The sequence below is a fragment of the Pseudomonas sp. LBUM1659 genome (assembly GCF_059716045.1).
The window spans coordinates 803,916-827,355 of sequence record NZ_CP166797.1 but is presented as its reverse complement, the minus strand read 5'-3'; the positions used below and the strand labels follow the sequence as shown (position 1 = coordinate 827,355).

Annotated in this window: 18 protein-coding genes and 1 pseudogene; 10 read left to right on the top strand and 9 right to left on the bottom strand. The window is 57.5% G+C overall.

From position 1 onward, the window contains the following. Positions 1-6 precede the first annotated feature (6 nt). From ACA048_RS03645 to ACA048_RS03630, 4 genes and pseudogenes are all read left to right on the top strand, one after another. The gene (locus tag ACA048_RS03645; protein WP_497627974.1) at positions 7-2,139 is read left to right on the top strand and encodes a neuraminidase-like domain-containing protein; all 2,133 of its coding nucleotides are present in this window, start codon (positions 7-9) and stop codon (positions 2,137-2,139) included. Then, a pseudogene (locus tag ACA048_RS03640) lies at positions 2,099-2,542 on the top strand (Tc toxin subunit A-related protein); the annotation flags it as partial. The gene ACA048_RS03645 and the pseudogene ACA048_RS03640, both read left to right, overlap by 41 nt. Then, positions 2,539-7,062 carry a SpvB/TcaC N-terminal domain-containing protein gene (locus ACA048_RS03635; protein WP_497627973.1) on the top strand — a complete coding sequence of 1,508 codons (4,524 nt, stop codon included), beginning with the start codon at positions 2,539-2,541 and terminating at the stop codon, positions 7,060-7,062. The pseudogene ACA048_RS03640 and the gene ACA048_RS03635, both read left to right, overlap by 4 nt. Next, entirely contained in the window at positions 7,059-9,842 is a 2,784-nt protein-coding gene (locus ACA048_RS03630) for an RHS repeat-associated core domain-containing protein (RefSeq protein WP_497627972.1), read from the top strand. The genes ACA048_RS03635 and ACA048_RS03630 overlap by 4 nt, the downstream gene beginning before the upstream one ends. Here ACA048_RS03630 and ACA048_RS03625 read toward each other — a convergent pair. The 6 genes from ACA048_RS03625 to mdaB form a co-directional block, all read right to left on the bottom strand. Then, entirely contained in the window at positions 9,832-10,200 is a 369-nt protein-coding gene (locus tag ACA048_RS03625; protein WP_497627971.1) for a glyoxalase superfamily protein, read from the bottom strand. The genes ACA048_RS03630 and ACA048_RS03625 overlap by 11 nt on opposite strands. A 122-nt stretch (positions 10,201-10,322) precedes the next feature. Further along, the gene (locus ACA048_RS03620) at positions 10,323-11,780 is read right to left on the bottom strand and encodes an N-acyl-D-amino-acid deacylase family protein (RefSeq protein ID WP_497627970.1); all 1,458 of its coding nucleotides are present in this window, start codon (positions 11,778-11,780) and stop codon (positions 10,323-10,325) included. Between the two features lie 46 nt (positions 11,781-11,826). Beyond that, positions 11,827-13,272, bottom strand: coding sequence for a SulP family inorganic anion transporter (locus ACA048_RS03615; RefSeq protein ID WP_497627969.1), 1,446 nt, complete (start codon positions 13,270-13,272; stop codon positions 11,827-11,829). 196 nt (positions 13,273-13,468) lie between these two features. Further along, positions 13,469-14,362 carry an NAD-dependent epimerase/dehydratase family protein gene (locus tag ACA048_RS03610; RefSeq protein ID WP_497627968.1) on the bottom strand — a complete coding sequence of 298 codons (894 nt, stop codon included), beginning with the start codon at positions 14,360-14,362 and terminating at the stop codon, positions 13,469-13,471. Between the two features lie 103 nt (positions 14,363-14,465). Then, entirely contained in the window at positions 14,466-15,377 is a 912-nt protein-coding gene (locus ACA048_RS03605; protein WP_497627967.1) for a LysR substrate-binding domain-containing protein, read from the bottom strand. 57 nt (positions 15,378-15,434) lie between these two features. Next, positions 15,435-16,025, bottom strand: a complete 591-nt coding sequence (gene mdaB, locus ACA048_RS03600) for an NADPH:quinone oxidoreductase MdaB (RefSeq protein WP_497627966.1) — start codon at positions 16,023-16,025, stop codon at positions 15,435-15,437. Positions 16,026-16,186: 161 nt separating this feature from the next. Between mdaB and ACA048_RS03595 the strand changes: the two genes are divergently transcribed. After that, entirely contained in the window at positions 16,187-16,501 is a 315-nt protein-coding gene (locus tag ACA048_RS03595) for a putative quinol monooxygenase (RefSeq protein ID WP_497627965.1), read from the top strand. Here the strand turns inward: ACA048_RS03595 and ACA048_RS03590 are convergent. Further along, the gene (locus ACA048_RS03590) at positions 16,491-17,255 is read right to left on the bottom strand and encodes a sulfite exporter TauE/SafE family protein (protein WP_497627964.1); all 765 of its coding nucleotides are present in this window, start codon (positions 17,253-17,255) and stop codon (positions 16,491-16,493) included. The two genes, ACA048_RS03595 and ACA048_RS03590, sit on opposite strands and share 11 nt — an antisense overlap. Positions 17,256-17,466: 211 nt before the next feature. Here ACA048_RS03590 and ACA048_RS03585 point away from each other — a divergent pair, with 211 nt between their 5' ends. The 4 genes from ACA048_RS03585 to ACA048_RS03570 all read left to right on the top strand — a co-directional run bounded on the left by ACA048_RS03585 (position 17,467) and on the right by ACA048_RS03570 (position 19,844). Further along, positions 17,467-18,351 carry a LysR substrate-binding domain-containing protein gene (locus ACA048_RS03585; protein WP_497627963.1) on the top strand — a complete coding sequence of 295 codons (885 nt, stop codon included), beginning with the start codon at positions 17,467-17,469 and terminating at the stop codon, positions 18,349-18,351. A gap of 45 nt (positions 18,352-18,396) precedes the next feature. Further along, positions 18,397-18,972, top strand: coding sequence for an NAD(P)H-dependent oxidoreductase (locus tag ACA048_RS03580; protein ID WP_497627962.1), 576 nt, complete (start codon positions 18,397-18,399; stop codon positions 18,970-18,972). A gap of 48 nt (positions 18,973-19,020) precedes the next feature. After that, positions 19,021-19,392, top strand: coding sequence for a MerR family transcriptional regulator (locus ACA048_RS03575; protein ID WP_497627961.1), 372 nt, complete (start codon positions 19,021-19,023; stop codon positions 19,390-19,392). Between the two features lie 107 nt (positions 19,393-19,499). Beyond that, positions 19,500-19,844 carry a cupin domain-containing protein gene (locus tag ACA048_RS03570; RefSeq protein WP_007946320.1) on the top strand — a complete coding sequence of 115 codons (345 nt, stop codon included), beginning with the start codon at positions 19,500-19,502 and terminating at the stop codon, positions 19,842-19,844. Between the two features lie 70 nt (positions 19,845-19,914). Here ACA048_RS03570 and mmsB read toward each other — a convergent pair whose 3' ends face one another. Then, positions 19,915-20,802, bottom strand: coding sequence for a 3-hydroxyisobutyrate dehydrogenase (gene mmsB, locus ACA048_RS03565; protein WP_046031847.1), 888 nt, complete (start codon positions 20,800-20,802; stop codon positions 19,915-19,917). 10 nt (positions 20,803-20,812) lie between these two features. Then, positions 20,813-22,339 carry a CoA-acylating methylmalonate-semialdehyde dehydrogenase gene (locus ACA048_RS03560; RefSeq protein WP_497627960.1) on the bottom strand — a complete coding sequence of 509 codons (1,527 nt, stop codon included), beginning with the start codon at positions 22,337-22,339 and terminating at the stop codon, positions 20,813-20,815. A 150-nt stretch (positions 22,340-22,489) separates the two neighbouring features. On the opposite strand from ACA048_RS03560, the gene ACA048_RS03555 reads away from it, so the two are divergent. Next, positions 22,490-23,437, top strand: coding sequence for a LysR family transcriptional regulator (locus ACA048_RS03555; RefSeq protein ID WP_497627959.1), 948 nt, complete (start codon positions 22,490-22,492; stop codon positions 23,435-23,437). The last annotated feature ends 3 nt before the right edge of the window (positions 23,438-23,440 follow it).

Sequence of the window (23,440 nt, the reverse complement as noted above, 5' to 3'; positions counted from 1 at the left end):
CAAGGAATGAACATGTCTGTTGCTATGGAAAAACAACTCAATGAAAGCCTGCGTGATGCGCAGCTTGGTCTCTATCTGTCAGCGATCGCACCGCAAGACAAGACCCTGAAAGAGCTGAAGGTTGCAGAACACCTTAAAACGGCCACTGATCTTTATCACTATTGGTTGCTTGACGTGCTGGTCAGCCAGGATGTGCCCACAAGCCCGGTAGCCTGCGCCATCGCCAGTCTGCAGCAATACATCAACAGTATTCTGGCCAACATGGAGCCGGGATATCACACCGCGCAGATTCCAGCAGATCAAGTCGAAACCTGGCGCACCGTCATGCATCACTATCAGGACTGGGTGACCCATCAACGCCTTCATTACTTCCCAGCGGCCTATCTTGATCCGACGCTTCGCAAGGCCAGAACTGAAAGCTTCGAACAACTGGAAAACGACCTCAACCGCAACCAGCTCACTGCCGAGTCGGTGCGAACGGCTGTGCTGGCCTATCTGACCCGACTGGAGGAAGTGGCCAACCTGGAAATCGTCAATGGTTACATCGACGGCGACAACTTCGACGAAAGCACCTATTACTTCATAGCCAAATCCCGTGCCGCCAATACCTGGTATTGGCGCTCTCTGGACATGGCCTGCCGTCCCCTCGTGCCCGGTTCCAAGACTGACAAATATGATGCACCGGAACCACAGGCATGGTCCGACTGGCATCGCGTCAATCTGCCAGTCTCCGAAAGCACCATCGAGCACACCATTCGCCTGGTCGTGTCCAACAACCGCTTGTATGTGTTCTGGGCCGAATGCGTGTTTCAGGATCAGGGGAGCAAAGAAGGAAGTAAGGACAAACCGTATCCGTTGTTTCGTTTGAATATGTGTTTCAAAAAATATGACGGAAGTTGGAGTACGCCGAAGACCTGTGGGCAAGGTTACTGTTCAGCCGACTCTGCGGTAGGCATGAGCCTGGCGGAGTTGAAGGAATACACACGAACCATTGCCACCTGTGACCGATCGACCTCATCGCTGTGTGTCACCCTGCATATTGGTGAGTTTGAAAGCACAGGTATTGGGGCTCCATATGTTGATTTCAACCTGTCGGCTTTTATCGACAAGGATGCCCAGATCACTTCGAAAGCGGTTCCTCGTACCCAGTTGACCACCACCTCAGACAAGACCCTTATTGCGGTTCTCGATTGCTGGCCGTTTTCCAGTCAAAAAATGCTTCAGTTCAGTTACCCGTCAACTTCGCCTATCGCTCCCAGTATCGAAATCCATCTGGATAACACGTTTGGCAGGGCAGACTTCATCGACTTCAAAAATTCCGGAATAAAGAACAGTGATGGCCAGCCCCGCCAACCCATCCGAATGAATATCACCTTCGCCAGGCATCTGATCGAACGCGCAGAAGACAGCATGGATACCTTGCTGAGCTGGTCCTCTCAGCATCTGGAAGAACCCCCCTTCGAGAACGGAAAACCGACTGAAAAAATGGATTTTTACGGTGCCTACGGTCGCTACTTTGTCGAGCTGTTTCTATACCTTCCCTGGCTGGTGGCACACCGTTTTAACCAGGAGCGTCAATACAGCGAAGCCGAACGTTGGATGCAGTACCTGTTCAATCCCTCGCGAAAAGCAGTCAGTGGCGCTAACCCGGATTACTGGAACGCGGCGCCACTGACCTCCGACGCGGCCAAACCCGGCCAATCCAGTTATGCCATCCAGGGGGCACAGGATCCGCACCAGATTGCACTGAGTCATCCCGTGCACTTTCGCAAAGCCTTGTACATGCTCTACATCGATATTCTGCTCAATCGCGGCGACGCCGCTTACCGCGAATTGACCCCCGACAGCCTGACCGACGCCAAGCTCTGGTATCTGTGCGCACAGAACCTGTTGGGGCCGAGACCGGATGTCAGGCAAACCGATCTATGGGCAGCGCTCACGTTGAAACAATTCAGCGAGGAGCCCAACAAAAAACTGTATGCGCTGGAAAATAAACTGGCTAAAAACGGTGAGTCCGAAGTAGCAGGCGCCACCGCCATCCTCAATCAACAAGCCCTGGGACGATACGACCGAAAAGAACAAACCAGTGACCGACGGACTCAAGTCCACCCTGGTAAAAAGCGGCGTGTGCGAGTTTGAATTAACGTCTTCCCTTTTTGAAAACGACTACCCGGGACACTGCCTGCGCCGGATCAAAAGCATCAGTATTTCCTTGCCCGCCGTCCTCGGACCTTATGAGGATGTCCGCGCTACGCTATCCCAGACGTCCAGCGAAGTCGTCATGCCCGATTCAGACAAGACCGTCATGAAAAGTCTGCGGGCCAATCAGCACATTGCGCTGTCGACGGGTATCGACGACAACGGTCTGTTCACGCTGAACTTTCAGGATGAACGCTACCTGCCCTTTGAATACACCGGTGCGATTTCCAAATGGAAACTGTTTTTCCCTAATTTCGAAGAACAGAAAGCCATGCTTGAATCGCTCACCGATATCATCGTGCACCTGCAGTACACCGCCAGGGCCTCCGGGGGTGCGCAATGAGCGAGCTCCCCCCCATAGAGGTTACCCCTCTGACCCTGCCCAAGGGCGGCGGTGCGATTCAAGGCATGGGGCACGGCTTGGCCGCCGTCGGCTCCAGCGGTGCGGCCACCTGCGAGATCCCGCTGCCGGTGTCACCTGGACGCGGGTATGCTCCGGCGCTGACTTTGCGCTACAGCAATGGCCAAGGAAACGGCATTTTCGGCCTCGGCTGGAAACTGTCTCTGGCGACCGTCACACGACGCACCAGCCTCGGCGTCCCGGCCTATTGCGACGATGATCTGTTCGTCAGCCCCAGTGGCGAAGTGTGGTTGCCTGAACGGGACGATACGACGGGCGCAATCAGATCAACTCGCAAAATGTGCACTGTGGGCGATCAAGAGGTGCCGCATGATGTCGTGCAATACCGGCCCCGCATCGAAGCCGACTTCGACTTGATCGAACACTGGTCCAGCACTAACGACAAACCCGGCTTCTGGCGGGTACACAGTGCCGACGGCAACCAGCACGTGTACGGAAAAACGCCAGTGGCACGGCGCACAGACCCCGACGCCCCCTTGCGGGTAGCCGAGTGGCTGATCGAAGAGAGCATGAATGCTCATGGCGAACATATTCTTTATGAGTACGCCACGGGCAAGGAGTCCGACACCGGAGTTGGCGACTACCGCGCCCAGCGTTATCCGAGCCGCGTGCGCTATGGCAATTTCAAAGCCGACTCACAGTTGTACTTGTGCAAAATCGACGGCCTCAAGGATCAAGCGTGGCATTTCGAACTGTGTTTCGACTACGACGAACTCAATGCAACACCCGATAAGAAGCCCGACTACAAAACGACTCCTGCAGGGTCTGTACGCGGTGATCCCTTCTCGGAGTTCGCTTATGGTTTTGAATTGGGCACTCAGTACTTGTGCCGGCAAATCCTGATGTTTCATTACTTTCCCAATGAGACGTCCATGGGCAATGCGCCGGTGTTGGTTCGTCGCGTGTTGCTTCAGTATCAGGCCAGCGCTCAATCCTGCAACTGCCTGATGGCGGCGTTACCCCAATCCTATGGCAACGAGACGGACAGCTGCCAACCGCCGCTTGAGTTCACGTACACCGGTTTCACCCTGAAACCTGACGCTGGCGGATACAAAACCTTCGACGCGTTGTCCAGGCTCAACCACGGACAGCGTTTTCAGTTTGTCGATTTGCTTGGAGAAGGCCTGCCAGGGGTACTTCACCAAACGGACAAAAGTTGGCGCTACAGCCAGCCGTTGCGAGATGAGAAAGGAAAGGACCACGTCACCTTCACACAATGGCATGAGCTGCCAGAAATACCGCTGGCCGATAGCAATAAACCCTTGCGACAGTTTCTCGGCGCCATCAGCGGTAACGGTCATCTGGACTGGATCGTGACACGGCCAGGGCTCAGCGGCTTTTTTACTCTGAGCCCCAATGGCAAATGGTCGAACTTCACTTCATTTGCTGCTGTACCAACGGAGTTCTTCAATCCGCAAGGACAGTTGGCCAATCTGATGGGGGCGGGCTTAAGCGATCTGGTGATGGTGGGACCGCGCAGTGTTCGCCTGTATGCCAACCAGAAAATCGCCCGGTTCGCTCCCGCAATCGAAGTGCCACGCTTGGTAGATGAGGATGACCTGCCAGTGCCTGGCGACGCTCGTAGCGAACTGGTGGCTTTCAGTGATGTTCTGGGCAGCGGCCAGCAGCACCTGATCCGTATCCGCCACAACGAAGTGAAATGCTGGCCCAATCTGGGGCGCGGACGGTTCGCAAAGGGTCGGGTTATCGCCACCCTCGACTTCGCCTACGAGGCATTTGACGCATCACGCATTCTACTGGCCGATCTGGACGGCTCGGGTGCGACGGACCTTATTTATCTGCAAGCTGATGGTGCGCGCATATTCATGAACCAGGGTGGCAACAGCCTGCGCCGGGGAGTCGTTTTGCCATGGCCCGAAGGCCTGCGTTATGACCGTTTCTGCCAGGTCAGCGCTACAGATCTGCAGGGACTTGGCTGCGCAAGCCTGGTTTTCAGCCTGCCGGGAGAGGTAGACAGGCATTGGCGGTATGATTTTGTTGACTCCAAACCCTACCTGCTCAGTTCGACCAATAACAACATGGGTGCCAGTGGCAGCATTCGATATCGCAGCTCTGCACAAGAGTGGCTGGATGAAAAAAAACAGTTACTCAAGAACAACAAACCAGCGATCTCACGCCTTCCCTTTCCCGTGCATCTGGTCAAACAACAGACTCAACTCGATGAAGTCACAGGCAATCGACTGACACAACAATTCAAGTATCGACGGGGCGTGTACGACAGCGACGAGCGAGTGTTTCGGGGGTTCGGCCTGCTCCAGCAAACGGATAGCCCCAACGACAAAGTTGTGGCCAAGGCCAAAACGACCAAGACCTGGTTCCACACGGGTCAAGCAGTAGACCTGCTCAATCAGAATTACTACAGCAGCGACGAATCAGCCGTCCCGCTCGGTCTCACCGTACTGCAGATGAGTGCAATCCAGAGCCCGGACAAGCCCAAATCGTCTCTTGACGCAGTTGCCCACAACTCGGCCGCGCGCCGTCGTGATTTGGCCAGAGCGTTGAGCGGACGCCCGTTGCGGATAGAGATTTACGGTCAGGACAGGACGCCGGAGGAAAAACATCCTTATTCGGTAGAACAGTACCGTTACCTGGTACGCGAGCTGCGCAGCCTGGATAAACACAGCCCCTATTCAATCGTGCAGCCCTTGAAGGTGGAGTCCATAAGCTGTCAGTACGAACGCATCCCCGATGATCCTCGTTGCACTCATTCAATCAGTCTGGAATGGGACGCCTACGGCCACCTCACCCATAGCCTGGAGATCAGTTACGCACGACGTAAAACAAAAGAAGACACCTCTCCGTTTACAGACAAATGGCAGTGCACATGGTGGAAAGATGCCCATGACGCAGACCAACAGTATTACTACGTAAACGAAACAAAGGCTCAATTCATCCACATTGAAACGCCTGAAGCCAGGCGCCTGGGCCTGCGTTATCTACAGCGTACCAATGCCTTGAAACTGCCCAAGGCACCTGCGGCTGGAGGACTGGAACCCAAAGACATCAATTATGAAAAGCTGCTTGAACTGAGCGCCTCAGCGTCATGGGAAACCGAAAAAGTCATGACTGGCCTGTCGCTGGTGCGTTACAGGAAACCGGACGCAAGCGACACCTATGTCGATGGCCGTGCCAGGATCGAAGCGTTGGTGGATCATGTGGAAACAGCCGAGCTCAATGACGAGGCCTTGAAGGTCTATGACCTACTCAAAGAACCATCAGACTCAACGTCTTTTGATTTGCTAAACAAGCTCGAAGATGTGGGCTACAAAAAAATGCCCATCGCCTTACCTCCAGACACTGAATGGGACAAAAATGCCAGGCTTTGGTCGGTACGACGCAAGTTCGCTACTTACGAAAAAATCGAGGGTTTCTTTAAGCTGCAGACGTTCAAGGAAAGCCAGTCGCAGGGTTCGACAGCTATTACCTACGACCCTTATTACTGCCTGACCACGCGCATCAAACTGCCGGACAACTGCGTTACCACAGCCTCGAATATTGACTACCGAAACCTCCAGCCGACTCTGATCACTGACACCAACGGCATTGTCCGGGAAGCGTTGTACGACCCCTTCGGACACGTTCAAGCCGTCAGCCATTACAAACCCGTCAACGGTAAAGATATCGGCTTCAAGCCACTGACGACCTACATCCGTCGTTATGACGACCGGCCTGATCTCGCCATCGAAAACCCGGCCCTGGCACTCCAGAATGTCGCCAGCGCCTGGTTCTACAACTCGTTGAGCTGGATGGGGAAAATTGTGGGTACAAACAAAGCAGAACTAGACGTGTGCAAAGAAGCGGTGACGCTAGGCGATCTATTGCCCGGTGGGCATGTTCGCGCCAGCACTCGTACTCGCCTGTTCGAGTCAGATACGAGGCAGACACCTCACGAGCAAAAATTGCAGAAGCTTGTAGCAAAAAACGCGCGGCGCGAACCTGTTCACCACGTCCTTATGCAGTCGGACAGATACCCCACCGATAGCGAAAAACAGACACATATCACTGTCGTTTACCGGGATGGTTTTGGTCGGCAGCTACAAATAAAACAAAAAGTCGAGTTGAGTGCAGCCGGCGTCGTCAACGAAGAAAGCACTCGGGAGCAGGTTAGCGACACCACGCAAAAAAGCGCAGTCAGTCATCACTGGCGCGTCAGCGAACGCATCGAATACGACACCAAGGGTTTAGTCAGTCGCACCTACCGCCCCTCTTTCAGTGACCATCATCGCTACACCGACGATAAATCCGCACGCCAATCAAAACTTTTCGATCAGCATTTCCACGACCCGTTGGGCCGGCCCATTCGTGTCATCAATGCCAATGGCGACGAACGTCAGTACACCTATTTCCCCTGGTACACCATTACCGAAGACGAGAACGACACACAGCCTGATCAATCAATGGCGCAGGGAGGCGACATATGAGTATCAATATTCATGGCAAGACCCCGACACTGAACGTTGTCGACGGTCGCGGCGTCCGGGTTCGCGAAGTCGCCTACCTGCGCAATGACGTCATCACGCAGCCTCAGGCTCGTATTACTCGTTACCCGCACGACATCAACGGCCAGATTGCCGAGCAACACAGCGGTGACAGCGTGAAAATAGCCGACTTGATGCAAATCAGCAGCCTGTCCGGCGCATTGCTGTTAAGCAAAAGCATCGATGCAGGTTGGCGCCTGACGTTGTTCGGCGAAGCGGGCCAAGCATTGGAAAACTGGGACTCTCGGGGCAGCCATCGGCAAACGGACTACGACAACCAGTTACGCCCCACAGCCATTTACGAAGCAGGCAAAGAAAAATCCCGCCAAGCCACCGAACGTTTTTCTTACGCAGACAGCTCAACCGACTCTGCGAAAAAAAACCAGTGCGGTCGATTGATTCGTCATGATGATACGGCAGGAAAACGGCTCCTTGGCGCGTATGACCTGACAGGTAATCTGCTGAGCGAAACACGACATTTGCTCAAAGACCAACAATCCACGAACTGGCCCGAAGAAGCCGCCAAACGGGATGACCTGCTCGAAAGCGGATCCGGCTACACCACCACTTGGCAGTACACAGCGACCGGCGAAGTTGTTCAGCACAAGGATGCCAAAGGTCATACCCAACGCTTCTGGTTCGATGTCGCCGGACAGCTCAAAAAAGTCACGCTGCAACTCAATGGCGCCACTGAACAAAGGTTGATTCTCGATCAGGTCAGCTACAACGAGCAGGGTCAGATCGAGTTGCAAACCTTGGGAAGCAAGATCACTGGCATGGCGATTTATGCACCTGAAAATGGACGCATGAACCAGCGAACCATTTCGCGCACTGATGCAAGCGTCGTCCAGAAGCTGCACTACGCCTATGACGCTGTCGGCAATGTGCGCAGTGTCGAAGACCACAGCAAACCTGCGCAGCACAACGCCAACCAACGTATCAAACCGGTCAGTTCCTATGTTTATGACAGCCTTTATCAACTGGTCCAGGCTTCGGGGCGTGAAGAGCAGGGAGCAAGCATCCAGACCTCACTTCCCGAGTGGTCGAGGCGCCCGGGCGACCGGAGCCGACTGCTCAATTTCACTCAGCGATATACCTATGACGAGTGCTCCAATCTGATCAAGCTGCAGCATCAGTGCGAGGGCAACAACTACACCCGCGAGATGCGCATCGCCCCTGACAGCAATCGTGGGTTGTCATGGAAAGCAGGTGATGCAAACCCCGACTTTGCAGCAGGCTTCGACGCCAACGGCAATCTGCAAGCCCTGCAAACCCTGCAAACCCTGCAAACCGGGCAACCTCTGGGATGGAATATCCGTAACCAATTACACAGCGTGACGCTGGTCGAGCGCGCAGGGCAAGAAGCCGATACGGAAAGTTATCTCTACGATGGCAACGGTCAGCGCATTCGCAAACGACAGATTCAAAAGGCGCATGCACTGACCCATTGCTACGACGTCATTTATTTACCGGGGCTGGAGATCCGTGAAAGCACGACGGAAAAACTCGAAGTCATCACCATCAAGGCAGGAAACTGCAACGTACAGTGTCTGCATTGGAGCCAGGGAATACCTTCAGGCATCCACAATGACGCTATGCGCTACCGCTTCGACGATCACTTGGGTTCCAACACAATCGAACTGGACGCCGAAGGCAAGCTGATCAGCGAGGAGGGTTATTACCCCTTTGGCGGTACCGCATGGAGAGCCGCCCGTAACGTGCTGGAAGCGAACTACAGAACCATTCGTTATTCAGGCAAGGAGTGTGATGCCAGCGGGCTGTATTACTACGGCCAGCGATATTACGCACCATGGTTGCAGCGCTGGATCAGTCCGGATCCTGCGGGGACGGCTGACGGGTTGAATCTGTATTGCATGGTGGGGAACAACCCGGTGCGATTTGCCGACTCACACGGGCTGGGACGCGATGATCTGGCAAATTTCCCCGTGGTACTCGACTACTACGACCGGTTTTCAATGAAAACCGTTTCGATGACGGATGCTCCGAGACAATTTGCAGAAGCGAAGACTGCAAAGCTTGATGAATTGAAGGTCAGGTCTCCCAATCGAAAACATCCACTGACAGACAAAGAAATTGCCGGAATCGAAGCTGCCAATCCAACGTTCACGACCTATTCGGGAAAGAAACTGAATGTATTGACCGCACACGCCGCAGTCACCACGGCAGACGGTAGTTTCTCGTCCTGGGAGCACTTCAACTTCCCTGAGCAACTGGGAGACATCCCCTATTCCGGAGTCCGGATTTATCGCAATCCCCTTCCCTCATCAGAGGGGCCAGCAGACTTGGGTATTTTTGAAGTAACCCGACCAGAGGCTTACATGGCTCAGGTTGAACGAGACTATGCCACTGAACATGACGTGGCCCTTCACCCGGCGCTGGCTCAAGATATTCGCGACCATTTAGGGCGCTCCGGGCATTTGTTTCCCATCAAGTCCGGCACTCCCGGGCGCCATGCAGAAGTACGAAGCAGAAACGCACTGCTCAATAGCTCATTGAGTGTCCCGCTTGAAAACGTATTTGTAATGACTCAACGACTAAAGGGAACTCCCGATTCCAGACAAGTAACCGATTTCCCCACGTGCATGAACTGTAATGCCTTGATCCCCGGGGATATAAATGTGCCCACCGGGCGACTGGGTCCTATGGACTACCCGGCACATCTGGAATCGATGCAGTCATCCAGAACCCGTTTCACACGCTGATCGCATTGGTAAACACCAATCGATTGCCGAACGGATCACTGATGGTCATGTCCTGGCTCCCCCAGGGCATGGCCTGAATCTGCGGGTGAGAAAAGGGGTATTCCTTGGCCAGCAATTGCTGCGCAAACGCCTCCAGTTCATCCGTCTCGATCCGCAGCGCAGAACCCGGCGTGCTGTCACCATGGTGTTCGGACAGGTGCAGCACGCATTCGCCACGGGAAACTTGCAGGTACAGCGGGAAATTCGCTTCGAAGCGATGTTGCCAGTCGATCTTGAAACCCAGGAAGTCGACGTAGAATTCCAACGCCTTGGCTTCATCGAAAATCCGCAAGATCGGGGTGGTTTTACCGAAGCTCATGCAGTTACTCCCTGACTAAAAAAGACACCCCATTGTAGCTGGGTCGAATATCAGCGCTTCGGCTTGGAGGTGGCATTCTTTAATTGCAATGTGCCGCCAGTGTGACGGACCACTAATAATGCTTACTGAAACCCGCCACGCAGATCCCCTTCTCGCGCCAAAAACCGCCCTTCCCTTTTGCCGTTCGCCTGCCCTTCGCTGTAACTCAACACACCGTTGACCCATACACCGTCAATCCCTTCCGCAGCCCGTTGCGGGTCGTTGAAGTCTGCTACGTCGCGAATGGTCACCGGATTGAACAACACCAGATCGGCCCAATGCCCTTCGCGGATTTCGCCACGCTCTTTCAAGCCAAATCGCGCCGCCGACAACCCGGTCATTTTGTGTACCGCGGTGTGCAGTGGAAACAACCCGACATCGCGACTGAAATGGCCTAGCACCCGTGGGAATGCGCCCCACAAGCGCGGATGCGGGAACGGGTCTTCCGGCAATCCGTCAGAGCCGACCATAGACAGCGGATGCGCAAGGATTCTTCGCACGTCTGCCTCGTCCATGCCGTAGTACACCGCGCCAGCCGGTTGTAGTTGTCGGGCGGCGTCGAGCAACGGCACACCCCACTCGGCGGCAATGTCCATCAGGTCGCGACCGCCCATCTCCGGGTGCGGCGTGGACCAGGTGATGGTGATGCGATGTGCGTCGGTGACTTGCTTGAAGTCGAGCGTCGAAGAGCTTGCCGCGTAGGGATAACAATCGCAGCCCACCGGATGGGTTTTCGCCGCGTGTTCAAGGGACGCCAGCAGTTGCGGACTGCGTCCCCAGTTACCGGCGCCCGCGCATTTGAGGTGGGAAATGATCACCGGGGATTTCGCATGACGTCCGATTTGAAAAGCCTCGTCCATCGCCTCCAGCACCGGTTCGAATTCGCTGCGCAAATGGGTGGTGTACACCGCGCCGAATGCGGTCAGCTCTTCAGTCAGTTGCATCACTTCATCGGTAGACGCCGAGAACGCGCTGGCGTAAGCCAGACCTGTGGATAAACCCAACGCGCCGGCCTCAAGACTTTCCCGTAATTGTTCGCGCATCGCGCTGATTTCGTCCGGCGTGGCGGTGCGATACAGGTCATCCAGGTGATTGCTGCGAAGGGCGGTGTGGCCGACCAGTGCGGCGACGTTCAGCGTGGTGTTTGCCGCTTCGACCGCCGCGCGGTAATCGCTGAACGTTGGATAAACAAATGCCGCAGCCGTGCCGAGCAGGTTCATCGGGTCCGGCGGATTGCCTTTTAAACTCACCGGCGAAGCACTGATGCCGCAATTGCCGACGATCACCGTGGTCACGCCCTGGCTGAGCTTGGGCAGCATCTGCGGTTGGCGGATGACGACTGTGTCGTCGTGGGTGTGGACGTCGATGAAACCCGGCGCCAGTACACGGCCAGCAGCGTCGATTTCTTCGGTGGCGGTGGCGTCGTGCACGTCACCGATGCGCTCGATGCGGCCATTCAGGATCGCCACGTCGGCGGGGTAGCCGGGGCGGTTGCTGCCGTCGATGATCAGGGCGTTGCGAATCAGCGTGTCGTACATCATGTCTGTCTCCCTACGGCAGGTAATCGTCCACCTGCCGCGTTCATTCTCAGTCGTGATTCACGCGCGCACGTTTCAGCAGTTTCTTGCAGCGCTCCGACAAGTACAGCACGCGCAGGTGCTTGCCGGCCTTGGCGTAGCGTTCGCGCAGCGTATTCAGCGCAGCAATGGCCGAGTAATCAACGAAGCTCAAATGACGACAATCCAGCGTGACCTGAGCGGGATCATTGGCAGGGTCAAATTGATTCAGGAAGGGTGTCGTCGAGGCAAAGAATAGCGTGCCATGCACCCGGTAGAGCTTGCTGCCGTCGGTTTCCAGATGACTGTCGGCGTAAAGCTGCCGGGCCTGCTGCCAGGCAAAGTTGAGCGCCGCGATGATGATTCCGCACAGCACCGCAGTGGCCAGATCGGTGAACACGGTAATCACCGTCACGGCAATGATCACCAACACGTCGTTCAACGGCACTTTGTTCAATACCCGAAGCGAGGCCCAGGCGAACGTTTGCTGTGACACCACAAACATCACCCCGACCAGCGCCGCCAGCGGGATGCGCTCGATCAGCGGCGAAAGAAACAGAATGAACAGCAGGATCATCACCCCGGCCATCACCCCGGACAGCCGTCCGCGCCCACCGGAACTGAGGTTGATCACGGTCTGACCGATCATCGCGCAACCGCCCATGCCGCCGAACACACCAGAGACCATATTGGCTGCACCGAGCACCACGCACTCGCGATCCGGGAAGCCCCGGCTCTCGGTGATTTCGTCGGTCAGGTTCAGGGTCAGCAAGGTTTCCAGCAGGCCGACCAGCGCCATCAAAATCGCGTAGGGAGCGATGATGCGCAGGGTTTCCAACGTCCAGGGAATGCCTGGCAATGCAAACGTCGGCAGGCCACCGGCAATATGCGCCATGTCGCCCAGCGTACGGGTCGGCAAGCCCAGCAGATACACTGCCAGGCCCACGCCCAGAATCGCCACCAGTGCCGGCGGTACGGCACGCGTCAGGCGCGGCAGCAGGTAAACAATGGCCATCGTGACGGCCACCAACCCCGTCATCACGTACAGCGGCATGCCGCTGAGCCAGTTTTCACCACTTTTGAAATGCTCCAACTGCGCCAGGGCGATGATGATCGCCAGACCGTTGACGAAACCGAGCATCACCGGGTGCGGGACCATGCGCACCAGTTTGCCCAGTTTCAGCAACCCGAACGCCAACATGATCAACCCGCCCAGCAGCACGGTGGCCAGCAAGTACTGCACGCCGTGTTGCACCACCAGCGCGACGATCACCACGGCCATCGAACCGGCAGCGCCCGACACCATTCCCGGCCGGCCGCCGAACAGCGCGGTCAGGGTGCAAATGATGAATGCCCCGTAAAGCCCCATCAGCGGATTGAGGTGGGCCACCAGCGCGAAGGCGATGCATTCGGGCAACAGGGCAAAAGAGGTCGTGAGCCCGGCCAGGACATCAGCGCGTAGGCGTTTTGGTTTCATGGGGGAATCGCACGCAGGGAGTGACGAGAAGAACGTGCGCGGATGTTACGGAATTGAGGGCAGCCCGGCCAGTTGTTGGGACTTCGGAAATGCCATCGCGGGCAAGCCATGCTCCTACAAGGGATTTGCGTCGCTCACAAAACCCTTGTAGGAGCATGGCTTGCCCGCGATGGCCACGACGCGGTCTAAAGCGAATTCAAACCATCTCGTCCCGAATCCATTCAATCACCGACACCCGCTTCGGCACCCAGCCCAGCAGCTCACGCGCCTTTTTCCCGCGTACCCGGCTGTTGGAACCCAAACCATAGTTGGCCATTTCATACCCCCACTCCGCTTCGGCGTCTTTCAACGGCCAGTCTTGCGGCGCGCCCAGCTCCAGCGCTTGGGCAATGGCAGTGGTCATGTCGATGAACGACGCTTCACCGCTTTCGACGAAATAGAACGTGCCCGGTCTGTTTTTGGTCAGCGCCAACAGATACAGGGACACCACGTCTTCGATGTGCACGTTGGACCAGATGTTCTGCCCCGGACCGACATGCCGGACCACGCCACTTTTACGTGCCTGCTTCAGTAAGCGTGGCAGTTGCACGCTGTCGCGGTTGACGCCCAGGCTGTGGCCGTAGATCAGGGTGTTGCAGATCACGGCCGAGTTCACGCCGTCGTTCGCAGCAGCGAGGATCAGGTTGTCGATGGCCACGCGAGCGGCCTTGTCGGCTGTCGGTTCCGGTAGCTTGTCTTCGAAGTAGATGACCTCGCTTGACTTGCCACCGGATGCATCGCCGACGATGCTCGAACCACTGGTGTGCAGGAACACTTTGTTGGAACCGCGCAACGCGTCGAGCAAGGCTTCTGCCGCGCCGCGATGGTCGCTGCTGGCGGCGTTGATCACGGCGTCGGCAGCCCGAGCCTGTTCGGCGAGCAGTGCGCTGTCGTCCAGCGTGCCGATCACCGGAGTGATGCCCAACGCGCTCAGTTCATTGGCTTGTGCTTCGCTGCGCACCAGGCCGTTGACCTTGTGGCCAGCGCGGATCAGGCCGGTGGCGATGGAGCCGCCGATGAAACCCGCAGCGCCGGTTACAAATACGTTCATGGGGAAACTCCCTGCGTGAATAAGTGATGCAACGAGTATCGAGGAGTGATCACTGACGAAAAATCCCCTCTGACCCAATTCACTCTTGCGCAGGGATCACGAATCAGCCTTGGAAATCGGAATTCGCATACACCGCCAATTTGCCCTGAATGAAGTCCAGGAAACATTGAATGCGCAAGGCCAATTGCGAGTTGCGGTAGTACACCGCGTTGATCGGCTGGCGATAGCCGCTGTTGAAATCCGCCAGCAGCACCTGCAAACGTCCGGCACGGATGTCGTCGATGGTCATGTAGTGGGACAGGCAAGCAATGCCCTGGCCTTCCAGCGCCAAGTGCCGGATCGTCTCGCCACTGGAAGCACTGATCGACGCCTCGATCGGCCAGCGATCACCGTGTACATAACGCAGCGGCCATTGGTTGAGGCCTTCGTTCTGGGTAAACCCCAGCAATGCGTGCTCACTTAAATCCGCCACTGCCTGCGGCGCGCCGTGTTGCTCGAGGTAGGCCGGGCTGGCGACGATGTGCAGCGGACTGCACCCCAGCGAGCGGGCGTGCAAGGTCGAGTCGGCGAGTGTGCCGATGCGGATCGCGATGTCGGTGCTTTGTTCGAGCAGATCGATGATCAGATCATTGCTGTTGAGTTCGAGCTGGATGTCCGGGTAGAGCCGGCGGAACTCGTCAATGTACGGCACGATGGCGTGCAGCATGAATGGTGAGGCGGCGTTGATCCGCAGCCGCCCGGACGGGGTTTGCTGGCGTGAGTTGAGGCGTTCTTCAAGCTCGTCCATCTGATCGAGAATCCGCTTGGCGTGCTCGAAGAAGTACTTGCCCTCTTCGGTCAGGTCCATGCGCCGCGTGGTGCGGTTGATCAGCGTGGTATCGAGTTTCGCCTCCAGCCGCGACAGCGTGCGGCTGACTGCCGAAGGCGTTTGTCCGACCTGTTCGGCCGCAGCGGAAATCGACCCGCATTCAATCACGCAGACGAAAATCTGCAACTCATCGGATCTGGCTTTCACAAAGGCCCCTCATTCAAAACTGGCTTGATAGTAGCTGGATGCGGGGCAAAAGGAACCTCAAGCCTTGAGGCCGAACACCTCGCGCAGGTGCTGTTCATAACGCGCGACATCGGCTTCGATATTCGGGCGTTTCATCACGTCGACGCACAGGAAGGTTGGCAGGCCGGTCATGCCGAGGAACTCGTTGGCCTTGTGGAACGGGAAGTACACCGCGTCCACGCCCTTGGCTTCGAAAAAATCGGTCGGGTCGTCGAAGGCTTGCTGCGGCGCATTCCAGGTCAGCGACAACATGTATTGCTTGCCCTGCACCAATCCGCCGCTGCCGTACTTCTGCGACGCATCGGAACGGGTGCGGCCATCACTGGCATAGAGGCTGCCATGGCCTTCGGTGAAGACTTCGTCGATGTACTTTTTCACGGTCCAGGGTGCGCCCATCCACCAGCCCGGCATTTGATAAATGATCACGTCGGCCCAGAGAAGTTTGGCGACCTCTTCAGCGACGTCGTAGCCCTCGTCGATGAAGGTGGTTTTCACGTCCACGCCGCCGCGGTCCAGCACGCTCAGCGCCGCTTCGTGCAGGGTGGTGTTGTAGCGGCCATCAGAGTGGGCGAATTTTTTGCCGCCATTGAGCAACAGGACTTTTTTCATGGGGAATCTCGGAAGGTCAGAAATTGGATGGCGGCAGGTTAGCGGGGGGGCTCGCGCGGAATAAGCCCCGAATGCACAAAACCCTTTTGACCAATACACACGAATTACTAGGTGATTGTTGCCATAGACTTGCGCCGATTCTTAACTTGAGGAGATTTCTGATGAGTGAAATGCAAGGCTTCATCCTGCACGCCAAAACCCGCCCGGAAAAATCCGACGCCTTCGAAGCGTTTTTCCGCGGTTATGTAGAAGCCAGCCGCGCCGAACCCGGCTGCATCGAGTACCACATGCTGCGCGACAAGCAGGACCCGACGCTGTTTATCTTCTACGAGATCTGGCAATCCCAGGCTCACCTGGATGTGCACTCGAATCTGCCGCACATGAAGCAATTCCTCGAGCAGCGCGATGAATTCCTCGAACGGGATTTCGAGATCCGCGCCATCGACATGCTCAGCCCGTCGTCCGCTACCCGCTGATCAGCAAATGGCCGCCGAGCACGCCGAGGCCGATGAAGAACACGCGCTTGAACAGCACGGCGCTGATCCGCTGACGCAGCCATTGGCCCAGAAACATGCCGAGCACTGCGGGGATCAGCGCCAGCAATGACGCGCTCAATTCGCCACCACCCAAGGCGTCGCGCCACCACAGGCCAGCCGCCAGCGCCAAGGTCGAAACGGTGAACGACAAGCCCAGCGCCTGCACGAGTTCGTCCTTGCTCAAATTGAGCGCTTGAAGGTAAGGCACGGCAGGAATCACGAAGACGCCGGTGGCCGAGGTGATGACGCCGGTCAGCACGCCGCACAGCGGACCGAGCCAGCGTTCGGTACGACCGTCGACGCGCAGGGTTGGCAGGAACAAACCACTCAGCGCGTAGAGCAACAACGCAGCGCCCAATCCGCGAACCACCCAATGACCGCTGGCCATCCCGATCCAAAGCGTGCCGACACCGGTGCCGATGAAGATTGCCAGCAGCATCGGCCACAACCGATTGATCAGCGCCCGCAAATGCCCGCCGAATGCCAGTTGCCAGATATTGGTGAGGGTCGCCGGGATGATCAGCAGCGCGGCAGCCTGCGACGGGGCCATAGCCAGACCCAACAGCCCCATGGCAATCGTCGGCAAGCCGAGGCCGATGACGCCTTTGATCATGCCAGCTAGGAGAAAGGTGGCGATGATCAGTAAAGAAAGGGCCAACCCGAGGTTTTGATAGAACGCGGCGAGTGTATTCATGGGGCTATCCTGAGCCTGGATTGGCCCCGTGAAAATCTGCCATATACTGAGGCAGCCTCTTGCTGAGCAACAGGCTGAACAGTTTGTTGATCATTCCCACGCTCTGCGTGGGAATGCAGCCCGTGACGCTCCGCGTCACATGCCGAAGCGGACGCGGAGCGTCCATTGAGGCATTCCCACGCAGAGCGTGGGAACGATCTTGGGACAAAACATGCACTTCGACCTGACCGACCTGCGCCTCTACCTGAACATTCTCGACAGCGGCAACATCACCGCCGGTGCCGCGCGCAGCCATCTGTCCCTGGCAGCGGCGAGCGCGAGAGTCCGCGCCATGGAGGCTTCGTTCGGCATCGAATTTCTGGAGCGCGGGCGTCGCGGTGTCACGCCCACTGCGGCCGGCAAAGCCTTGGCAAAACACGCCCGATCCCTGCTGCAACAAGCCGACCGTATGCAACAGGACCTGGCCGAATACGCAAAAGGCGTCAAAGGTCAGGTGCGCCTGCTATGCAACACCACGGCGATCACCGAGTACCTGCCGGAGTTGCTCGCCGACTTTCTGCACGAGCATCCGAATCTCGACATCGACCTTCAGGAATTACCCAGCGCACGCATCACCCACGCGCTTCGCCAAGGTGCGGCAGACCTGGGCATCGTGTCCGACGCCGTAGACACCGATGACCTGCAGACCCGCGCCTTTCGCGACGATCCGCTGGTATTGATCCTGCCCCGCGACCACCCGCTGGCCGACACCGAATGCTTAAGTTTCAGCGACACCTTGCACCACGATTATGTCGGTCTGAACGCCAACAGCGCCCTGGCCGTGTACCTCGAAGAACAGGCGCTGCACATCGGTTCACGCCTGAAAATCCGCATCCGCGCTGACGGTTTTGATGGTGTCATGCGCATGGTCGCCCGGGGCGCGGGGCTGGCAATCGTGCCGCTCGCGGCCGTCGAGCGCTGGTCCGGCGAACAACCTTTCCAGAGCATCGCGCTGCAAGAAACCTGGGCTCAACGCAAACTCCTGATTTGTGCCCGGGAATTTGCCACGCTGCCCGGTTATGCCAGAGCGCTGCTGCATGCCTTGACTCTCCCCTGAGGGGCAGACTTTACCCTTGAGGTTTCATCTTCAAGGACAGCGACGATGGGTAAACGCATTCTGGTGATTCTCGGTCACCCTTCCAGCAACAGCTTCTGCGCTGCACTGGCCGAGCGCTATGCACAGTCGGCGTTGCGCGCCGGGCATGAAGTCCGCCAGTTGTTTCTCGGCAGGATGGACTTTGATCCGGTGCTGCGTGAAGGCTATCAACAGGTTCAACCACTGGAAGCAGATTTGCGCCAGGCGCAGGCCGACATCCTGTGGGCGGAGCATCTGACGCTGGTCTATCCGATCTGGTGGGGCGGGATTCCGGCCTTGCTCAAGGGCTTTTTTGATCGAGTGTTCCTGCCCGGTTTCGCCTTCAAGTACCGGGAAGGCAAAGCCTTTCCCGACAAATTATTGCAGGGTCGTAGCGCGCATTTATTGTTAACCATGGACACGCCCCCCTGGTATTACCGCTGGGTGTATCGCATGCCCGGGCTGCATCAGGTCCGCAGCACCACCCTCGCCTTCTGCGGTATCGAACCCAAGCGCACACTCACGTTCGGCCCGATTCTCGGCGCCAGCGCTGACCAGCGTGAAGCCTGGTTGCTGCAAGCCCAGACTATCGCCAGCCGCTGAGTCTGCCGATAATGCGCCGGGCTGTACCACGGTAAAAAAGGATTTTTCATGTACATCGGCCAAGCCGCGCAACGCTCCGGCACCACGATCAAGAGCATCCGCCATTACGAGTCAATCGGCTTGCTGCCTGCGGCCCAGCGCTTGGGAAAATACCGCGTCTATGACCAGCAAAGTGTCGACCTGCTGATGTTCATCAAGTGCGCTCAGCAACTGGGTTTCAGGCTCAAGGAGTTGCAGGCGATCTTCACCGGCCACCAGGGTCAGGCGATGCCGTGGGAACTGGCGCGTCAGTCCATCGATGCCAAGAAGCGCGAAATCAGTGAGCGAATGACAGCGCTGTCGCGCCAGCACGCACAATTGATCGAGTTCGAAGCCAGCCTCCAACAGTCCAGGGTGGATTGCCCTTTGGAAAGTCTTTGAGGTGCTGCGCGTTTCTGGACACTTCGATGTCGAGTTCAGACAACTGACCGGTGCACAGGCGCTATAGGGTGCGACTTCAGTTCTTGAGCCCACTGCCCGGAGTCATCATGACCGCACCGATTACCGTCCTTCGCGATACTCATCCACTGCCGGTGCTGGACGCCTGCAAATGGGAAAAACTCGAAGGTGACCCGCACACCGTCAACCTCAACGCCTACACCAGCGAAGACGGCAGCAAGATCATGGGCACCTGGATCTGCACGCCAGGCAAGTGGTATGTCGAATACGTGAAGTGGGAATACTGCGATTTCCGCGAGGGCTACTGCATCATCACTCCGGAAGGAAAGGAGCCGATTCATCTGCGCGCCGGGGATATTTTCGTCATTGAGCCGGGGATGAAAGGCACGTGGGAAGTGGTTGAAACCGTGCGCAAGTATTTCGTTTTTGCCTGATGCAAAAAAACCGGGGGATCACCCGACGTGATCTCCCGGTCAATGAGGGCATGCTGTACCTGTTACAAAATTATTGCGGTTTGCGATAGCTATTGATGATCGCCGAGAAGTCCTTGCCACCTTCCCCACGCTGGCTCATCGCCTGATACAACTGCTGGGCCACCGCGCCGAGCACCACCGGTTGATGCGCTTGACGGGCAGCTTCCGTGGCCAGCCCCAAATCCTTGAGCATCAGTTCGGCACCGAAGCCGCCGGTATACCCGCGCGAGGCCGGCGCCGTTTCGACGATGCCCGGCCATGGGTTGTACATTTCCGAACTCCAGCAACGCCCGGTGGAACTGTTGATGATCCCGGCCAGCACGGTCGTGTCGATCCCCAAGGCATCACCCAGCGCCATGGCTTCGCTGACGCCAACCATGGAAATCGCCAGCAGCAGGTTGTTGCAGATCTTGGCGATTTGCCCGGTGCCGACTTCGCCGCAATGGACGATGTTGCGGCCCATCTGCGCCAGTACCGGTTGCAGGGTGGCGAACAGTTCCGGGGTGGCGCCGACCATGAAGGTCAGCGTCCCGGCTGCGGCACCGCCGGTGCCGCCGGAAACCGGCGCATCGGCCATGGCCACGCCCTGTTTGGCAGCAGCGGCGGCCACATCGCGTGCGGTCTGTGGATCAATGGTGCTGCAATCCACGGCCGGTACACCTTGGCCGATACCGGCGAGAACGCCGTCCTCACCCAGCCACACACTGCGCACATGCACAGCAGCCGGGAGCATGGTGATCACCAGTTCCGCGCCTTGCGCCGCTTCACGGGCCGAAGCGCTGATGCTGCCGCCCAGTTGCTCAAGCTCCGCCAGCACGGTTTTGTTCAGGTCGACCAGACGCAGAGCATGGCCGGCCTTGATCAGGTTGCGCGCCATCGGCGCGCCCATGTTGCCGAGACCGATAAAAGCGATTTTCATGTCCGGCTCCTTAACGCAAGTTGATGGTGGTGTTCACACCGTCGTTGACGCTGTCGTCATCGAACCAGCGACTGGTGACGGTCTTGGTCTGCGTGTAGAACTGCACCACTTGCTTGCCATACGGGCCGAGGTCGCCGAGCTTGGAGCCGCGCGAACCGGTGAAGCTGAAGAATGGGACCGGCACCGGAATCGGGATGTTGATGCCGACCTGGCCGACGTCGATTTCGTTCTGGAATTTACGCGCCGCTGCACCGCTTTGGGTGAACAGGCCCGTGCCGTTGCCGAACGGGTTGGCGTTGACCAGCGCAATGGCCTCGTCGAGCGTATTCACTTCCAGCACCACCAGCACCGGGCCAAAGATTTCCTGGGTGTAGATCTGCATGTCGGTGGTCACGCCGGAGAACAAGGTCGGGCCGACAAAGTTGCCCTTCTCGTAACCTGGAACCGTGATCTCACGACCGTCCAGTTCCAGTTTGGCGCCTTCCTTGATGCCGCTTTCGATCAGATCAAGAATTCGCTGTTTGGCTTTTTTCGAGATCACCGGGCCAACGTCAGTGCCCGGCTCGCTGCCGGCATTGACTGTCAGTTTCTGCGCCAGCGCTTTCAGGTCCGGCAACCATTGTTTGGCCGCGCCCACCAATACCACTACGGAGGTAGCCATGCAGCGTTGACCCGCCGCACCAAAACCAGCGCCGACCAGAGCGTTCAGCGCTTGCTCGCGATTGGCATCCGGCAGCACCACGGCGTGGTTCTTCGCACCCATCATCGATTGCACGCGCTTGCCGTGCTTGCCGGCCAGGTCGTAGACGTGAGTACCGACGGCGGTCGAACCGACGAAGGAAACCGCCTTGATGTCTTTGTGGGTGCAGAGCGCGTCGACCACATCCTTGCCGCCATGCACGACGTTAAGGACGCCAGCCGGAACGCCGGCCTCGATAGCCAGCTCCACCAGGAGCATGGTCGACATCGGGTCCTGTTCGGACGGCTTGAGCACGAAGGTGTTGCCGCAGGCGATGGCCATCGGGAACATCCACAACGGAATCATCGCCGGGAAGTTGAACGGGGTGATGCCGGCGCACACGCCGATTGGCTGACGCAGGGTGTAGGTGTCGACACCGCCGGCCACGTTCTCGGCAAATTCACCCATTTGCAGGCTGCCGATGGAGCACGCATGCTCGACCACTTCCAGGCCACGGAAAATATCGCCTTCAGCGTCGGCGATGGTTTTGCCTTGCTCTGCGCTCAGGACCACGGCGATGCGTTTGGAGTGTTCACGAATCAGCGCCTGGAGCTTGAGCATGATGCGCATCCGCGCGCCGATCGGCGTCAGCTTCCAGGTCTGGAAGGCACGATGGGCAGCGCTGATGGCGGCGTCGACTTCTTCGGTGGTGGCAAACGGCACTTTGGCCAGCACTTGCTGGGTCGCCGGGTTGATGATGTCGTGCCACTCGGTGGTTTTGGATTCGACCCACTGGCCGTCGATCAACAGCTTTACCGTTTGGACAGTGGTTTGGTCAGGCGTGAGCGATGCGTTCATGTGGGTCTCCGGATGCTTGTTTTTATCTTGGGAGCCAAGGCGAAAAAGTCGCCTTGTGATGAGGCGTGTGCCGCGAATTGGTTGTGGAGCTGTTTTTGGAGTATAGATGTGCAAACTTCTAATAAGAACGCACATAAAAGCCGGTCCATCATGCAAAAAAACATCACGTCTTTAGGCTCACTGAACTGGGATGACCTCAAGTTTTTCCTCGAAGTCGCCCGCACCCGCAAGGCCAGCACCGCGGCCAAGCGCCTGGCGGTGGACTACACCACTGTGTCGCGACGCATCAGTTCGCTGGAAGCGGCATTGGGGACTTTGTTGTTCGAGAAATCCCGGACCAGCGGTTTTGTCCTGACTGCTGAAGGTCAACGACTGCTGGGTTACGCCGAGTCCATTGAAAGCACATTGCACATGGCTTGCGAGCAGGTTTCAGGGTCTGGAGTGGCGTTGTCCGGTCACGTGCGCATGGGTTGCACCGAGGGCTTCGGCAGCTTTTTCATCACGCCGCAACTGAGTCATTTCATCGACGCCTACCCGGCCATCTCCGTGGACATCTTGCCGCTGCCGCACTTCATCAGCTTGTCCAAGCGCGAAGCCGACATCGTCATCGCCCTGGAGCGTCCGGAACACGGGCCGTATGTCTGCTGCAAACTCTGTGACTACCGATTGCAGCTGTACGCGACCCAGGACTATCTGGACAAAAACCCACCGATCCGCCGCCCGGCAGACTTGGGCAAGCATTCATTCATCAGTTATGTCGACGATCTGGCGTTCAGCTCAGAGCTGTTGTACCTGGCGAACGTGCTGCCCGGCGCCAGCGCCAATTTGCGCAGCACCAGCGTGATCGCGCAATTCGTGGCGGCGCAGCAAGGGCGGTCGCTGGCAATTCTGCCGTGCTTCCTGGCGGCCCAGGACCCACGGCTGCTGCCGGTGTTGCCACAAGAGATCAACATCACCCGACAGTTTTGGATGTACTGCCGGGAGGACCTGAGGAAGCTCAAGCGGATTACCCTGCTGTGGGATTACATCCGCTCGGTCACTGAACAGAATCAGGGCCTGTTGATGGGTGAAACGCGCGAGATGTTGTTCGCCGACTAGTCG